Genomic DNA, 14,028 nt, shown 5'->3' with positions numbered 1-14,028 from the left:
GCTCGTTGCTAGCGTGTACCAGTCCGGGAGGTCGTGTGCCCCGCCGGGCCAGATGACGACGAGCAGGAAGGTCGGGGCGCGAGCCTCGTAGCCAGATGGACTTCAAACGCATTCTCCGGGCCCCCGTCTTCTGGGTGCTCGCCGCGCTCGTGCTGCTGCTGCTCGTCTTCACCACGGGCGGCGACGGCGGGTACACGACGATCACGACGGCCCAGGCCGAGAAGCTCATCACCGACAAGAAGGTCGCGTCCGCGGTGATGACGACCGACAACGTCATCTCGCTCGACCTCAAGGAGGGCCAGTCCTTCTCGGACGAGGAGAAGAACATCTCCGGGGCCACCCAGGTCCGCGCCGAGTACGTGGACGCCCGGGCCGAGTCGCTCGTCGAGGAGCTCAAGACCAACCTGCCCGACGGCTACGACGACAAGGTCGAGGGCGACAGCACGTTCTGGACCATCTTCATCAGCTTCTTCCCCGTCCTGCTGCTCGTCGGCCTCTTCTGGTGGCTCATGACCCAGGCCCAGGGCGGTGGCTCGCGGGTCATGCAGTTCGGCAAGTCCCGCGCCAAGCTCGCCACGAAGGACACCCCGAAGGTCACCTTCGACGACGTCGCGGGTGCCGACGAGGCCGTCGAGGAGCTCCACGAGATCGTCGAGTTCCTCCGTGAGCCCGCCAAGTTCCTCGCCGTGGGCGCCAAGATCCCCAAGGGCGTCCTGCTCTACGGCCAGCCCGGCACCGGCAAGACCCTGCTCGCGCGGGCCGTCGCCGGTGAGGCCGGCGTGCCGTTCTACTCGATCTCCGGCTCGGACTTCGTCGAGATGTTCGTCGGTGTCGGGGCCAGCCGCGTGCGCGACCTCTTCGAGCAGGCCAAGGCCAACGCGCCCGCCATCGTCTTCGTCGACGAGATCGACGCCGTCGGCCGCCACCGCGGCGCCGGCATGGGCGGCGGCCACGACGAGCGCGAGCAGACGCTGAACCAGCTGCTCGTCGAGATGGACGGCTTCGACGTCAAGACCAACGTCATCCTCATCGCGGCCACGAACCGGCCCGACATCCTCGACCCCGCCCTCCTGCGTCCGGGCCGCTTCGACCGCCAGATCGCCGTCGAGAACCCCGACATGATCGGGCGTCACAAGATCCTCCAGGTGCACGGCCAGGGCAAGCCGATGGCGGCCGGGGTCGACCTCCTCGCCGTCGCGCGCCGCACGCCGGGCTTCACCGGCGCCGACCTCGCGAACGTCCTCAACGAGGCGGCGCTGCTCACCGCCCGCACGAGCAAGAAGCTCATCGACGACGAGGTCCTCGACGAGGCCATCGACCGCGTCATCGCCGGCCCGCAGAAGCGCACCCGCATCATGTCGGCCAAGGAGCGCAAGATCACCGCCTACCACGAGGGCGGTCACGCGCTCGTCGCGAGCGGGATGAACCACCTCGACCCCGTGACGAAGGTGACGATCCTGCCGCGTGGGCGGGCCCTCGGCTACACGATGGTCATGCCGCTCGACGACAAGTACTCGACGACCCGCAACGAGATCCTCGACCAGCTCGCGTACGCCCTCGGCGGCCGGGTCGCGGAGGAGATCATCTTCCACGACCCCACCACCGGGGCCGCCAACGACATCGAGAAGGCCACGGCGATGGCCCGCAAGATGGTCACCGAGTACGGGATGAGCGAGCGGGTCGGGGCGATCAAGCTGGGGCAGTCCCAGGGCGAGCCGTTCATGGGCCGCGACATGGGTCACGAGCGCGACTACTCCGAGCAGGTCGCCGCGGTCGTCGACGAGGAGGTCCGCAAGCTCATCGACGACGCGCACGACGAGGCGTGGCACGTCGTCAACGACAACCGTGACGTCCTGGACCGGCTGGTGCTCGAGCTCCTCGAGAAGGAGACCCTGAACGCCGCCGAGCTGGCCGAGATCTTCAAGGACATCGTCAAGCGCCCGCAGCGTGAGGCGTGGCTCTCCAGCGAGCACCGCACCCTGTCCGACATCCCGCCGGTCCTCACTCCCGCCGAGCAGGCCGCCCTCGCCGGCCGCAACGGTTCCGCCGCGCCCGAGGGCTCGGTCGTCACCCCCGGCGACCCGGCCACCCAGGCCGCCATCGACGCCCGCGCCGAGGAAGGCGCCTCGTCGGCACCGGACGAGAACCCGCCGACCAAGGTCATCGAGGTTCCGGACGGTGGACGTGTCGACCCCTGACCCGGTCGGCTCGTCGGCGGCGGCCCAGCGGCCGCCGGTCGACGTGCCTCGAGCCGAGGCGGCGGTGCGTGAGTTCCTGCTCGCGATCGGCGAGGACCCCGACCGGCACGGCCTGGCCGAGACCCCGGCCAGGGTCGCCAGGGCAGCCCACGAGCTCTACGCCGGGCTGTGGCAGGAGGCCTCCGACGTGCTCGCCACGACCTTCCCCATCGAGCACGAAGAGCTCATCATCGTCCGGGACATCCCGATGTACTCGACGTGTGAGCACCACCTGCTGCCGTTCCACGGTGAGGCCCACATCGGGTACATCCCCGGGTCCGACGGCCGCGTGACCGGCCTGTCCAAGCTCGGGCGCCTCGTCGAGGTCTTCGCCCGCCGCCCGCAGGTCCAGGAGCAGATCACGACGCAGGTGGCCGACGCGCTCGTCGAGCATCTGGGGGTCCAGGGCGTCATCGTCGTCGTCGAGGCCGAGCACCTGTGCATGTCGATGCGCGGCGTGCAGAAGCCCGGCTCGCGCACCATCACCTCGGCCGTCCGCGGCCAGCTGCGGGACCCCGCGACGCGGGCGGAGGCGATGTCGCTCCTGCTCGGCGGCAAGCGGTGACCCCGGCGACGGAGCTGCCGGTCGGGCGCCCCGGGCGGCCCGTCGTCATGGGGGTCGTCAACGTGACCCCCGACTCCTTCAGCGACGGCGGGGCGTGGTTCCAGCCCGGGGACGCGCTCGCGCACGGGCGGGCGCTGCGCGGCCAGGGGGCCGACGTCCTTGACGTCGGCGGCGAGTCGACCCGCCCCGGGGCCGAGCGTCCCTCCGAGGCCGAGGAGCTGCGCCGGGTCCTGCCGGTCGTCGAGGGGCTGGCCGGGCTCGGCCCGGTGTCGATCGACACGATGCGCGCCTCGGTGGCGGCGGCCGCCCTGGACGTGGGAGCCACGCTGGTCAACGACGTGTCGGGTGGGCTCGCCGACCCCGACATGGTGCCCCTCGTCGCCGAGCGAGGCGTCCCCTTCATCGCGATGCACTGGCGTGGGCACAGCGCCGGCATGCAGGAGCGGGCGGTCTACGACGACGTCGTCGCCGACGTGTGCCGCGAGCTGGCCGAACGGGCCGAGGCCCTCGTCGCGGCGGGGGTGGCGCCGCAGCGGCTGGTGCTCGACCCCGGGTTCGGCTTCGCGAAGACCGCCGAGCACAACTGGCAGCTCCTGCGCCGCCTCGAGGAGGTGCTCGCGCTCGGGCATCCGGTGCTCGTCGGGACCTCACGCAAGGCGTTCCTCGGCAAGGTCGGGCGAGAGCCGGGTGCCGAGCGGCCCCCGCTCGAGCGGGACGTCGCCACGGCCGTCACGACGGCGCACGCCGCGCGCCTGGGCGCCTGGTGCGTCCGGGTCCACGACGTCGTGGCCGCCGTCGACGCGCTCGACGTCGTCGCCGCGCTCGGCGGTGATGCATCGTGACCGGCGACCGCATCGCGCTGCGCGGGGTCCGGGCCACCGGGTACCACGGGGTGTTCGAGCACGAGAAGCGCGACGGGCAGGAGTTCGTCGTCGACGTCGTCCTCGCGCTCGACCTCACCAGGGCCGGGCAGACCGACGAGCTCGCCGAGACGGTGGACTACGGCGGGCTGGCGTCGGCCGTCGTCGCCCGGATCGAGGGCGAGCCGTTCGACCTCATCGAGCGGCTGGCGGCGGTCATCGCCGACGACGTGCTCGACGACGTGCGGGTGGACGAGGTCGAGGTCACCGTCCACAAGCCGCAGGCCCCGGTGCCGGTCCCGTTCGGGGACGTCGCGGTCACCGTGACGCGCACCCGGCGGCCGGCGCCGGTCGTCATCGCGCTCGGGGCCAACCTGCCGCACGGTGACGGCACGCCCGCGGAGACAGTCGTCGACGCGCTCGAGCAGCTCGAGCCCCTGGCCGAGCTCGACGACATGGTCGTCTCCTCCCTGTACGAGACCGACCCGGTCGGTGGCCCGGAACAGCCGGTGTTCGTCAACGCGGTCGTCACCGCGACGACGACGCTCTCGCCCGCGACATTGCTCGAGATGCTGCACGTCGTCGAGTTCATGTTCGCGCGGACGAGGGAGGTGCGGTGGGGGCCGCGGACCCTCGACGTCGACCTCGTCCAGTACGGCGACCCACGGACCGGGCGGGACGTCGTGTCCGACGCGCCCGCGCTCACCCTGCCGCACCCGCGCGCCCACGAGCGTGGCTTCGTCCTCGTCCCGTGGCTCGACGCCGACCCCGACGCCGTGCTCCGGCACGACGGCGCGCCGGTGCGGGTCGCCGACCTCGTCCGCGGCCTCGACACCTCCGGGGTCCGCCGCCGCGGTCCCGCCACCGCCCAGGAAGGCCAGCAGTGAGCCGCGACGGCATCCGCGTCCAGACCCTCGTCCTCGTCGCCGCCGTCCTGACGGTGCTCGGCTACGGCGCGAGCCTGGTCATCACCCGTGACGGCGCGCTGCTGCAGCGTCCGCAGTGGGCGGCCGGCGTACTCCTGCTCGTCATGGGGGGGCTGGTGCTGTGGATCGCCCGCCCGGTGCGGCGGCACCTACGCAGCGGGGCCAGGACCTCGCTCGACGCGCTCCGGGCGGCCCGCACGGTGGTGCTGTCGCAGGCGGCCGCGCTCACCGGGGCCGCCGTCGCCGGCTGGTACCTCGGCGCCGTCATCGTGCTGCTCAGCGACCTCTCGCTCGTCGCGAACCGGGAGCGGCTGGTGCCGTTCGGGCTCATGCTCCTCGCCTCGGTCGCGCTGGCCGTGTGCGGCATGGTCGCGCAGGCGTGGTGCCGCATCGACGAGAACGGCGAGCCGCCGACGCGCGACCCCGACTGACAGAGGACGACCGCGGCGCTACTTGTCGACGTCGCCGACGACGAAGAACATCGACCCGAGCACGGCGACCATGTCGGCGACGATGCAGCCCGGCAGCACCTCCGAGAGCACCTGGACGTTGCCGAAGGACGCCGAGCGCAGCTTGAGCCGCCACGGCGTCTTCTCGCCGCGCGAGACGAGGTAGTAGCCGTTGAGACCGAGCGGGTTCTCGGTGGCGGTGTACCGCTCGCCCTCGGGGACCTTGAGCACCTTGGGCAGGCGCTGGTTGACCGGGCCCGCGGGGAGCGAGCGGAGCCGGTCGACGCAGGCGTCGGCGAGGTCGAGGCTCACGTGCACCTGCTCGATGAGCACCTCCAGCCGGGCGAGGCAGTCGCCCTCGGTGCGGGTGACGACCCGGCCGGGCCCGCCGGGGGCGAACAGCTCGCCGTACGCGAGGTAGGGGTCGTCGCGGCGCAGGTCGAGGTCGATGCCGCTGGCCCGGGCGATCGGGCCCGAGACGCCGTACGCGAGGCAGGTGGCCTCGTCGAGCACGCCGACCCCCCGCGTGCGGGCCAGGAGGATCTCGTTGCCGACGAGCAGCGACTCCAGCTCGGGCAGCCGGCGGCGCACCGACGACAGGGCCGCCTCGACCCGCCCGAGCCACCCCGCGGGCACGTCCTCCTTGAGGCCGCCGACCCGGTTGAACATGTAGTGCATCCGCCCGCCGGAGGCCTCCTCCATGACGGCCTGCAGCTCCTCGCGCTCCCGGAAGGCGTAGAAGACGGGGGTGATGGCGCCGAGCTCGAGGGGGTAGGAGCCGAGGAACATCAGGTGGGAGAGAACGCGGTTGAGCTCGGCTAGCAGGGTCCGGAGCCAGACCGCGCGCTCGGGCACCTCCATGCCGAGCATCGCCTCGACGCCGAGGACGACGCCGAGCTCGCTGGAGAACGCGGACAGCCAGTCGTGCCGGTTCGCGAGCACGGTGATCTGCCGGTAGTCGCGCACCTCGAACAGCTTCTCGGCGCCGCGGTGCATGTAGCCGATGACCGGCTCGGCGCTGAGGATGCGCTCGCCGTCGAGGACGACCTTGAGCCGGAGGACGCCGTGCGTCGCGGGATGCTGCGGCCCGATGTTCAGGACCATGTCCGCCGTGGCCAGGCCCCCCGCCCCGACGGCGACGTCGAGCGCCCTTGGGCCGGCGGGGGCGTCGGAGGTCACCCGGTCAGTCTGCCGCACCGGCGGACCACCCAGTGGAAGTCGCCGAGGCCGCCGGGCGCGGTGAGCGCGCGCAGGGCGCCGGCTCGGGCGAGGCCGGCGACGTACGCCGCGGGGTCGGTGGTCGCGAGGGCGTGGTCGGGCACGCCGGGCCGGCCGAGGAGCCGGTGCAGCGCCTCCCGCTGGGTCCACCGCTCGTCCTGCTCCAGGCTGTCGACGGCGACGTGGGCGGTGAGGTCGCACGTCCCGTCGGGCAGCGCGGGGACGGCGGTGCCGTCCCGGTAGCCGACGAGCGTTCCCGACGGCGGCCGGGTGTCGCGGGTGTGGCCGTAGTCCACGGCGAGGAGCGTGCCGCGGCGGACCCGTGAGACGAGGTCGCTCCACGCCCGGTCGCGCGCCAGCCCGACCTCGACCCGGTGCCCGCGACGCGGCATCCCGTCCATCGGCCAGTGCGCGGCGCACCATGCCGCGTCCTTGGGGGACAGCTCGCCGACGAGGCTCTCGGTGCGTGCCCCCGCGTCGACGGAGACGGTGCGCGGCGTCCCGTCGTCGAGGACCTCGACGATCGTGCAGGGCACGACGTCCAGCCACTCGTGGGCGACGACGAGGACCCCGTCCAGGTCTACGAGGTCAGTGGGCAGCTCCGCCCCGCCGGGGGAGACGAGCCACCGCACCGACCCCGGCAGCGCCGTGGGCCGGTCGACGACGTCCACGCCGGTCAGGTCGAGGTCGGGGCGGCCACGGTGCAGGGCGACGAGCAGCTCTCCGCGTCCGGCTCCGACGTCGACGACGTGCGTCGCTCCCTCGCGGTCGGCTAGGGCCGCGATCGCCTCGGCGAACACGGCGCCGAGCGGGCCGTGGGTGGAGGTCGTGAAGTGGCCGACGGGCCCTGGTTCGGCGCGGTAGAACCCGTCGGGGCCGTACAGGGCTGCCTGCCACGCCTCGCGCCAGGGCAGTGAGCTCACCCCGGCACGGTAGCGGCCGCGCGCTCAGCCTCGGCCGGGACCCGACTCGTCGGGGAGGTGGAACAGCGACTCCACCGGGGTCGCGAAGAACCGTGCGAGGAGGATGGCCAGCGGCAGCGACGGGTCGTACCGGCCGGCCTCCAGCGAGTTGATGGTCTGCCGGGAGACGCCGAGCGCCGCACCGAGCGCGGCCTGCGACAGCCCGCGCTCGGTGCGCAGCCTGCGGACCTCGTTGTCCACCTCAGCCCCTCCGGACGGCGACCTGGATCCCGACGCCCCAGACCGCCGCGAGGACGATGAGGACACCCGCGACGACCGGGTCCACCCGGCCGTCGCGGGTCGCGGCCTGGGCGATGAAGATGCTCATGAGCGCGATGATCGAGGTCTGGCCGACCAGGGCGAGCGCCCGGGTGGAGGCGTCGCGCTCGCGCTCGTCGAAGGGCTGGACCGCGTTGACGCGGCTCCGGTCCGAGCCCGATCCGCGCCTCGCCCGCGCGATGCTGAGCCCGAGGTACGCCACGGCAGCGGCGAGGACGACGGCGAGGAGCCACACCCCGGTGACCGCGCACCAGACGGCCCCAGCGACGAGGACGGTGAGCAGGACTCGGTTGAACCAGCTGATCGGTCGTGTCGTGTGCATGGCAGGACTATGACAAGCGACCTTTCCATATGTCAAGTTCGCTTGTCGTCGCGGGTCCGTGTCCCCCGCGAGCGGGCGCGTCGCCCGGCACGGCGTCGGACCGGCGGACGGGAGGGGCGGGGCGGGGAGGGGCCGGGGGCGTCGGGCGCGGAGGGGTAGCGTGCTCGCTCGTGGACGGCATGGAGCACCCCGCCCGGCTCACCGTCGGTGTCGTCGGGGCCGGACGCGTCGGTGCCGTGCTCGGCGCGGCCCTCGCCCGGGCCGGCCATCGCGTCACGGGCGCGTACGCCGTCTCGGACGCCAGCCTCGCCCGCGCCGCGGCCCTGCTGCCCGGCGTGCCCGTCGAGGACGTCGCCACCGTCGTCGCCGGTGCGGAGCTCGTCATCCTCGCCGTGCCCGACGACGCCCTCGCCGACCTGGTGGCGGGGCTCTCGGCCACCGGCGGCTGGCAGGCGGGGCAGATCGTCGTCCACACGAGCGGACGCTCGGGCACCGCCGTCCTGGACCCCGTGCGCGCGCACCACGCGATGCCCCTCGCCCTCCACCCCGCGATGACCTTCACCGGCACCGCGATGGACCTCGACCGCCTCGCCGACTGCACCTTCGGCGTCACCGCTGACGAGGCGCTGCGCGCGGTGGCCGAGGCGCTCGTCCTCGAGATGGGTGGCTCGCCGGTCTGGGTGGAGGAGGAGGACCGCCTCGCCTACCACGCGGCGCTCGCCCACGGGGCCAACCACCTCGTGACGCTGACCGTGGAGGCGATGGACGTGCTCACCCGCGCCGGGGTCGAGGACCCCCGCGCCGTCCTGGCCCCGCTGCTGCACGCCGCGGTGGACAACGCGCTGCGGATGGGGGACGCCGCCCTCACCGGGCCCGTGGCCCGCGGCGACGTCGGTACGGTGAGGGCACACCTGCGCGAGCTGGACCGGCTCGCCCCCGACATCCGGAGGACCTACGTGGCGCTCGCCAGGGCCACCGCGCTGCGCGCCCTCGACGACGGCCGGCTCCGCCCCGCGGTGGCCGAGCCCCTCCTCGACATCCTCTCCGACCAGGAGCGCTGAGTGACCACCACGACCGCCACCCCCGTCGTCGCGCACACCCGCGACGAGCTGAAGGCCGCCCGTGAGGCCCTCCCGAGCCGTGACGTCGCCGTCGTCATGACGATGGGCGCCCTGCACGACGGGCACGCCCAGCTCATCCGGGCGGCGCGCAGCCGGCACGACCACGTCGTCGTCACGATCTTCCTCAACCCGCTCCAGTTCGGGCCGAAGGAGGACCTGTCGCGCTACCCGCGCACGTTCGACTCCGACATGCGGATCTGCTCGGCGGCCGGCGTCGACATCGTCTTCGCCCCTACCCCCGACGTCGTGTACCCCGACGGCGACCCCGGCGTGCGGGTGTCCGCCGGCCCGCTCGGCGAGGTGCTCGAGGGCGCCTCCCGGGCGGGGCACTTCGACGGGGTGCTCACCGTCGTCGGCAAGCTGCTGCACCTGACCGCGGCCCGCAGCGCGTACTTCGGCCAGAAGGACGCCCAGCAGCTGCTGCTCATCCGGCGGATGGTCCGCGACCTCGACTTCCCCGTCGACATCGTGTCGGTGCCGACCGTGCGCGAGCCGGACGGGCTGGCGATGAGCAGCCGCAACACCTACCTCACCGAGTCGGACCGGGCCGTCGCGCTCTGCCTGAGCCGGTCGCTGCGCGCCGGCTCGGAGGCCGCACCGTACGGGCCGTCGGCGGTGCGCCGGGCCGCGCGCGAGGTGCTCGTCGAGGAGCCCCTCGCCCTCGTCGACTACCTCGTCCTCGTCCACCCGGACACCCTCGCGGACGTGCCCGAGTGGTACCGCGGGGAGGCGCTGCTCGCGGTTGCCGCGCGGATCGGCACGACGCGCCTCATCGACAACACGCCCGTCGTCCTGGGCCCCGGCGGCGGCGCGGTCGACGTGTTCTCCGAGGCACCCCACGCCCGCGCGGACGTCTGACCCGGGGATGGCCGCCATCGACGTCACGCTGCCGCGCCGCCTCGCCGCCGCCGCCCCGGGCTGGACGGCCGAGGCCGACGTCGTCGTCGTCGGGTCGGGGATCGCCGGGCTCACCTGCGCACTGCGGCTGCGCCGCCGTGTGGACCGGGTGCTCCTCGTGACCAAGACCGTGCTGTCGGCGGGGTCCACCGGCTGGGCGCAGGGCGGCATCGCCGCCGCGCTCGACCCCGACGACACCGCCCAGGAGCACCTCGAGGACACCCTCGTGGCGGGGGTCGGCCTGTGCGACGTGGAGGCCGTGCGGACCCTGGTGACCGAGGGCCCGGACCGGGTGCGCGAGCTCGTCGCGCTCGGCGCCCAGTTCGACCTCGACGCCGGCGGCGAGATCAAGCTGACCCGCGAGGGCGGTCACCACCGCGACCGGATCGCCCACGCCGGCGGGGACGCCACCGGGGCCGAGATCTCCCGCGCGCTCATCACCGCCCTTCAGCGCGTGCTCGACGACCCGGGCATCGAGGTCATCGAGCACGCGCTCGTCGTCGACCTGCTCACCGACGACGAGCGCGCGGTGTGCGGGGTGACGCTGCACGTCATCGGCGAGGGGCAGATCGACGGCATCGGCGCCGCCCATGCCCGTGCCGTCGTGCTCGCGACCGGCGGCTTCGGGCAGATCTACACCTCGACGACGAACCCGCACGTCGCGACGGGGGACGGGATCGCCGCGGCGCTGCGGGCCGGGGCCCGGGTGGCCGACCTGGAGTTCGTCCAGTTCCACCCCACGGTGCTCTTCCTCGGCGAGGGCTCGACGGGCCAGCAGCCGCTGATCTCCGAGGCGGTCCGTGGCGAGGGCGCGGTCCTCGTCGACGACACCGGCCGACGCTTCATGCAGGGCCGCCACGAGCTCGCGGACCTCGCGCCGCGGGACATCGTCGCGCGGGGGATCCTCGACGTCATGGCCGAGCGCGGCCTCGACCACGTCTGGCTCGACGCGCGGCACCTCGGCCGGGACTTCCTCGAGCAGCGGTTCCCCTCGATCGTGGCCCGGTGCCGCGAGCTCGGCTTCGACCCGGCGACCGAGCCGCTGCCGGTGGCGCCGGCCCAGCACTACGCGTCGGGCGGGGTCGAGACCGACCTGCGCGGACGCACGAGCCTCGACGGCCTGTACGCGTGCGGGGAGGTGTCGTGCACGGGGGTCCACGGGGCCAACCGGCTCGCGTCCAACTCCCTGCTCGAGGGTCTCGTCTTCGCGCACCGGATCGCCGACGACGTGGCCGCCCGGCTCGACGACGGCGAGCTCGCACTCCGCACCCCGGCGGCGGCCGACGCACCCGCGGACCTGCTCGACGCGAGCCACCGGATCGAGGTCCAGCGGGCGATGACCCGCGGCTGCGGCCCGCTGCGCAGCGCCACCTCGACCGCGGCCGCCGCCGCGGCGCTGGAGGCCCTCGCCGCGCTGCCGCCCAGCGCGGCCGAGCCGGGGCCCTTCACCTGGGAGACGACGAACCTGCTCCATCTCGGCCAGGCGCTCGCGCTGCTGGCGCACCGGCGGGAGGAGACGCGCGGGGGGCACATCCGAACCGACGCTCCGGAGCGGGACGACGAGCGCTGGCTCGTGCACCAGGAGCTGGCCCGGGGCGCCGACGGCCGGCTGGTCCTCGGCGAGCGCCCGGTGTCGCGGCCCATGGGGGTCCGGTCGTGACCGGGTTCGCGTTCCCCCGTACCGAGGCGCTCCTCGTCGTCGAGCGTGCCCTCGACGAGGACCTCGGGACGGCCGACGGCGGACGGGACGTGACGACGCTCGCGACGGTCCCCGCCGCCCAGCGCTCGACGTCGCACGTCGTCGCCCGGGCCGACGGGGTGGTGGCCGGGCTGCCGGTCGCCGCGCTGGTGCTCGATGCGGTGCAGCGGCGGCTCGGGACCGGAGCTGTGCGCGTCGACGTCCACGTCGAGGACGGTGCGCGAGTCGCACGCGGCGACCACCTCGCGACGCTGCGGGGCTCGACCCGCACGACGCTCATCGCCGAGCGGACCATCCTCAACGTGCTGTCGCGGACCTCGGGCGTCGCGACCCATACGCGGCGCTGGGCCGATGCGCTCGACGGCACCGGCGCCACGGTGCTGGACACCCGCAAGACGACACCCGGCCTGCGGGCGCTCGAGAAGTACGCCGTGCGGTGCGGCGGCGGGACGAACAAGCGGATGGGTCTCTACGACGTCGCGATGGTCAAGGACAACCACAAGCTCGCCGCGGGTGGGCTCACCGAGGCGTACGACGCGATCCGTGCGGCCTACCCGGACGTCGACGTCCAGGTCGAGGTGACGACGACGGCCGAGGCGCTGGAGTCCGTCGCCGCCGGTGCACGGTTCCTCCTGTGCGACAACATGTCCCCGGCGCTGCTCCGCGAGACGGTCCGGGCGGTCCGGGCCACGGGGGAGCGGGTGGAGGTGGAGGCCACCGGGGGCCTGACCCTCGAGGTGGCGCGGGACTATGCGGCCACCGGGGTCGACTACCTCTCCGTGGGCGGGCTCACGCACTCCTCGCCGATCGTCGACATCGCCCTCGACCTCGACCCCGAAGGAGCCTGATGCCCGCCGTCGACGTCAGCACCGACATCGTGGTCGACCGTCCGGTCGCGCAGGTCGCGGCGTACACGTGCGACCCGCGCAACGCCCCGCAGTGGTACGCGAACATCCGGTCCGTGGAGCTGCTCACGGGGGAGCCGGTGGGGGTCGGCAGCCGGATGCGCTTCGTCGCGGCGTTCCTCGGCCGGCGGCTCGACTACACCTACGAGGTGGTCGACCTCGTGCCCGGCGAGCGGATGGTGATGTCGACCGCCCAGGGCCCGTTCCCCATGACGACCGAGTACACGTTCGAGGCCGCCGGGGACGCGCGGACCCTCGTCGGGCTGCGCAACCACGGGACCCCCTCGGGGTTCGGCGCGGTCGCCGCGCCGATGATGCGGGCCGCCATCGCCCGCGCCAACACCAAGGACCTCGCCGCGCTCAAGGCGGTGCTCGAGGCCCGGCCCGGCTGACCGCCCCCTTCCCCACTTCTCATGCTGGCGTCCGCGCCACAGCGCCCTGTCACGGCGTGTCGGCGGACCGGGGCATGAAAAGTGGGGAAAGCCCGGGGGTGGGGCGGACCTAGGGTGGGGCGCATGGCGACCCCCGAGTTCATCGTGCGCCTGCGCGAGCGGATCGGCACCGACCTGCTGTGGCTCCCGGGGATCACCGCCGTGGTCCTCGACGGCGACCGGGTCCTGCTCGTCCGGCGCTCCGACACCGGCGCCTGGACCCCCGTCACGGGGATCTGCGACCCGGGGGAGCACCCGGCCGACACGGCGGTCCGGGAGTGCCTGGAGGAGACCGGGGTCGAGTGCGACGTCGAGGTGCTGGCCGTCGTGGGCGTCACCGACCCCGTCGTCTACCCGAACGGCGACCGCACCCGGTTCGTCGACCACACCTTCCGCTGCCGGTACGTCTCGGGTGAGGCGTACGCGGCCGACGAGGAGTCCTCGGAGGTCCGGTGGTTCCCGCTCGCCGCCCTCCCGGCGATGTCACCGATGCACCTCGACCGGGTCAGAACGGCCGCCACCCATGAGGGCCCGACCCGGCTCGCGCGGTAGCGGGTCAGTAGCGGCGCCAGCGCAGCGCCACGGCGTAGTCGACCGCGAGCCCGTCGTGCTCGGCCAGGGCCGCCTCGGCAGGACCCGGTGGCAGCTCGATGCGCACGACCGCCTCGAGGTCCTCCCGGTGCTCGAAGGTCCACCGGATGGTCAGCGCCTCGGTGCGGAATCCCTGGCGGTCCCAGAACCGCTGCACGGCGACCGGGTCGTACGCCGGGTACGCGCGGGTGAACCACGCCCCGAACGTCGAGCGGGTCGCGTCGTTGTCGACGAGGCACGCGACGCCCCCCGGGCGCAGGACCCGCGCCAGCTCGGCCAGGCCCGGCTCGCATCCCGGGCCGAAGAAGTACGCCCACCGCGCGTGCGCGACGTCGACCGAGGCGTCCGCCAGCGGCAGCGCCTCGGCGCTCCCGGCCACGACCCGGGCGGGGCGCCCGTCCGGCAGCACCCGACGGGCGGCCCGTCGGGCGAGCGGCAGGTGGGGCTCGACCCCGACGGGGCGCGCGCCCCGGTCCGCGAAGCGCGGGAGGTGGAACCCGGTGCCGCAGCCGACGTCGAGCAGGTCGGCGCCGGCCAGCGGGTGCAGCGCCTCGACGGCGCCGTCG

At 74.0% G+C, this 14,028-nt stretch carries 16 protein-coding genes; 11 read left to right on the top strand and 5 right to left on the bottom strand.

Features of this window, described 5'->3' with window-relative positions:
* Positions 1–95 precede the first annotated feature (95 nt).
* Genes ftsH through Q0963_RS13175 form a run of 5 tightly spaced genes read left to right on the top strand, consistent with a single transcriptional unit; the run spans position 96 to position 5,019 of the window.
* Complete coding sequence (ftsH, locus tag Q0963_RS13195; RefSeq protein ID WP_299446635.1) at positions 96–2,198, top strand: ATP-dependent zinc metalloprotease FtsH; 2,103 nt, start codon at positions 96–98, stop codon at positions 2,196–2,198.
* Positions 2,185–2,802 carry a GTP cyclohydrolase I FolE gene (gene folE / locus Q0963_RS13190; RefSeq protein ID WP_299446632.1) on the top strand — a complete coding sequence of 206 codons (618 nt, stop codon included), beginning with the start codon at positions 2,185–2,187 and terminating at the stop codon, positions 2,800–2,802. Before ftsH ends, folE begins: the two co-directional genes overlap by 14 nt.
* Before the next feature lie 47 nt (positions 2,803–2,849).
* Entirely contained in the window at positions 2,850–3,644 is a 795-nt protein-coding gene (gene folP / locus Q0963_RS13185; RefSeq protein WP_299446772.1) for a dihydropteroate synthase, read from the top strand.
* The gene (gene folB, locus Q0963_RS13180) at positions 3,641–4,549 is read left to right on the top strand and encodes a dihydroneopterin aldolase (protein ID WP_299446629.1); all 909 of its coding nucleotides are present in this window, start codon (positions 3,641–3,643) and stop codon (positions 4,547–4,549) included. The genes folP and folB overlap by 4 nt, the downstream gene beginning before the upstream one ends.
* On the top strand, positions 4,546–5,019 hold the full coding sequence (locus Q0963_RS13175; protein ID WP_299446626.1) for a DUF3180 domain-containing protein: 474 nt from the start codon (positions 4,546–4,548) through the stop codon (positions 5,017–5,019). The genes folB and Q0963_RS13175 overlap by 4 nt, the downstream gene beginning before the upstream one ends.
* 18 nt (positions 5,020–5,037) lie before the next feature.
* Here Q0963_RS13175 and Q0963_RS13170 read toward each other — a convergent pair whose 3' ends face one another.
* The 4 genes from Q0963_RS13170 to Q0963_RS13155 all read right to left on the bottom strand — a co-directional run bounded on the left by Q0963_RS13170 (position 5,038) and on the right by Q0963_RS13155 (position 7,818).
* The gene (locus Q0963_RS13170; protein WP_299446769.1) at positions 5,038–6,141 is read right to left on the bottom strand and encodes an NADH-quinone oxidoreductase subunit D; all 1,104 of its coding nucleotides are present in this window, start codon (positions 6,139–6,141) and stop codon (positions 5,038–5,040) included.
* A gap of 71 nt (positions 6,142–6,212) precedes the next feature.
* Positions 6,213–7,178 (bottom strand): SAM-dependent methyltransferase, encoded by a 966-nt coding sequence (locus Q0963_RS13165; protein WP_299446623.1) that lies wholly within the window; start codon positions 7,176–7,178, stop codon positions 6,213–6,215.
* 24 nt (positions 7,179–7,202) lie between these two features.
* Entirely contained in the window at positions 7,203–7,418 is a 216-nt protein-coding gene (locus Q0963_RS13160) for a helix-turn-helix transcriptional regulator (RefSeq protein ID WP_299446620.1), read from the bottom strand.
* A 1-nt stretch (position 7,419) separates the two neighbouring features.
* The gene (locus Q0963_RS13155; RefSeq protein ID WP_299446617.1) at positions 7,420–7,818 is read right to left on the bottom strand and encodes a hypothetical protein; all 399 of its coding nucleotides are present in this window, start codon (positions 7,816–7,818) and stop codon (positions 7,420–7,422) included.
* A gap of 179 nt (positions 7,819–7,997) precedes the next feature.
* On the opposite strand from Q0963_RS13155, the gene Q0963_RS13150 reads away from it, so the two are divergent.
* From Q0963_RS13150 to Q0963_RS13125, 6 genes are all read left to right on the top strand, one after another.
* Positions 7,998–8,879: a Rossmann-like and DUF2520 domain-containing protein gene (locus tag Q0963_RS13150; RefSeq protein WP_299446766.1), complete on the top strand. Its 882-nt coding sequence runs from the start codon at positions 7,998–8,000 to the stop codon at positions 8,877–8,879.
* A complete protein-coding gene (gene panC, locus Q0963_RS13145; RefSeq protein ID WP_299446614.1) occupies positions 8,880–9,797 on the top strand; it encodes a pantoate--beta-alanine ligase in 918 nt (305 codons plus the stop codon).
* Between the two features lie 7 nt (positions 9,798–9,804).
* Positions 9,805–11,496 carry an L-aspartate oxidase gene (locus tag Q0963_RS13140; protein WP_299446612.1) on the top strand — a complete coding sequence of 564 codons (1,692 nt, stop codon included), beginning with the start codon at positions 9,805–9,807 and terminating at the stop codon, positions 11,494–11,496.
* Positions 11,493–12,383 (top strand): carboxylating nicotinate-nucleotide diphosphorylase, encoded by an 891-nt coding sequence (nadC, locus tag Q0963_RS13135; RefSeq protein WP_299446609.1) that lies wholly within the window; start codon positions 11,493–11,495, stop codon positions 12,381–12,383. The genes Q0963_RS13140 and nadC overlap by 4 nt, the downstream gene beginning before the upstream one ends.
* The gene (locus Q0963_RS13130; RefSeq protein ID WP_299446606.1) at positions 12,383–12,832 is read left to right on the top strand and encodes an SRPBCC family protein; all 450 of its coding nucleotides are present in this window, start codon (positions 12,383–12,385) and stop codon (positions 12,830–12,832) included. Before nadC ends, Q0963_RS13130 begins: the two co-directional genes overlap by 1 nt.
* 123 nt (positions 12,833–12,955) lie before the next feature.
* Positions 12,956–13,423 (top strand): NUDIX domain-containing protein, encoded by a 468-nt coding sequence (locus Q0963_RS13125; RefSeq protein WP_299446603.1) that lies wholly within the window; start codon positions 12,956–12,958, stop codon positions 13,421–13,423.
* 4 nt (positions 13,424–13,427) lie between these two features.
* On the opposite strand, the gene Q0963_RS13120 is transcribed toward Q0963_RS13125, so the two are convergent.
* Positions 13,428–13,985 carry a class I SAM-dependent methyltransferase gene (locus Q0963_RS13120; protein ID WP_299446763.1) on the bottom strand — a complete coding sequence of 186 codons (558 nt, stop codon included), beginning with the start codon at positions 13,983–13,985 and terminating at the stop codon, positions 13,428–13,430.
* Positions 13,986–14,028 lie beyond the last annotated feature (43 nt).

This window comes from uncultured Phycicoccus sp., assembly GCF_947495705.1.
Classification (GTDB): Bacteria; Actinomycetota; Actinomycetes; order Actinomycetales; family Dermatophilaceae; genus Phycicoccus.
Note: the sequence above shows the minus strand (reverse complement) of the source record. Positions and strands in the feature narration are given on the sequence as shown.

Excerpts from the sequence above, each read along its gene's own strand:
- ftsH (WP_299446635.1), top strand. The coding sequence starts at position 96 with ATGGACTTCAAACGCATTCTCCGGGCCCCCGTCTTCTGGGTGCTCGCC.
- folP (WP_299446772.1), top strand. The coding sequence starts at position 2,850 with ATGGGGGTCGTCAACGTGACCCCCGACTCCTTCAGCGACGGCGGGGCG.
- Q0963_RS13170 (WP_299446769.1), bottom strand. The coding sequence starts at position 6,141 with ATGGTCCTGAACATCGGGCCGCAGCATCCCGCGACGCACGGCGTCCTC.
- Q0963_RS13155 (WP_299446617.1), bottom strand. The coding sequence starts at position 7,818 with ATGCACACGACACGACCGATCAGCTGGTTCAACCGAGTCCTGCTCACC.
- Q0963_RS13150 (WP_299446766.1), top strand. The coding sequence starts at position 7,998 with ATGGAGCACCCCGCCCGGCTCACCGTCGGTGTCGTCGGGGCCGGACGC.
- Q0963_RS13140 (WP_299446612.1), top strand. The coding sequence starts at position 9,805 with ATGGCCGCCATCGACGTCACGCTGCCGCGCCGCCTCGCCGCCGCCGCC.
- Q0963_RS13130 (WP_299446606.1), top strand. The coding sequence starts at position 12,383 with ATGCCCGCCGTCGACGTCAGCACCGACATCGTGGTCGACCGTCCGGTC.
- Q0963_RS13125 (WP_299446603.1), top strand. The coding sequence starts at position 12,956 with ATGGCGACCCCCGAGTTCATCGTGCGCCTGCGCGAGCGGATCGGCACC.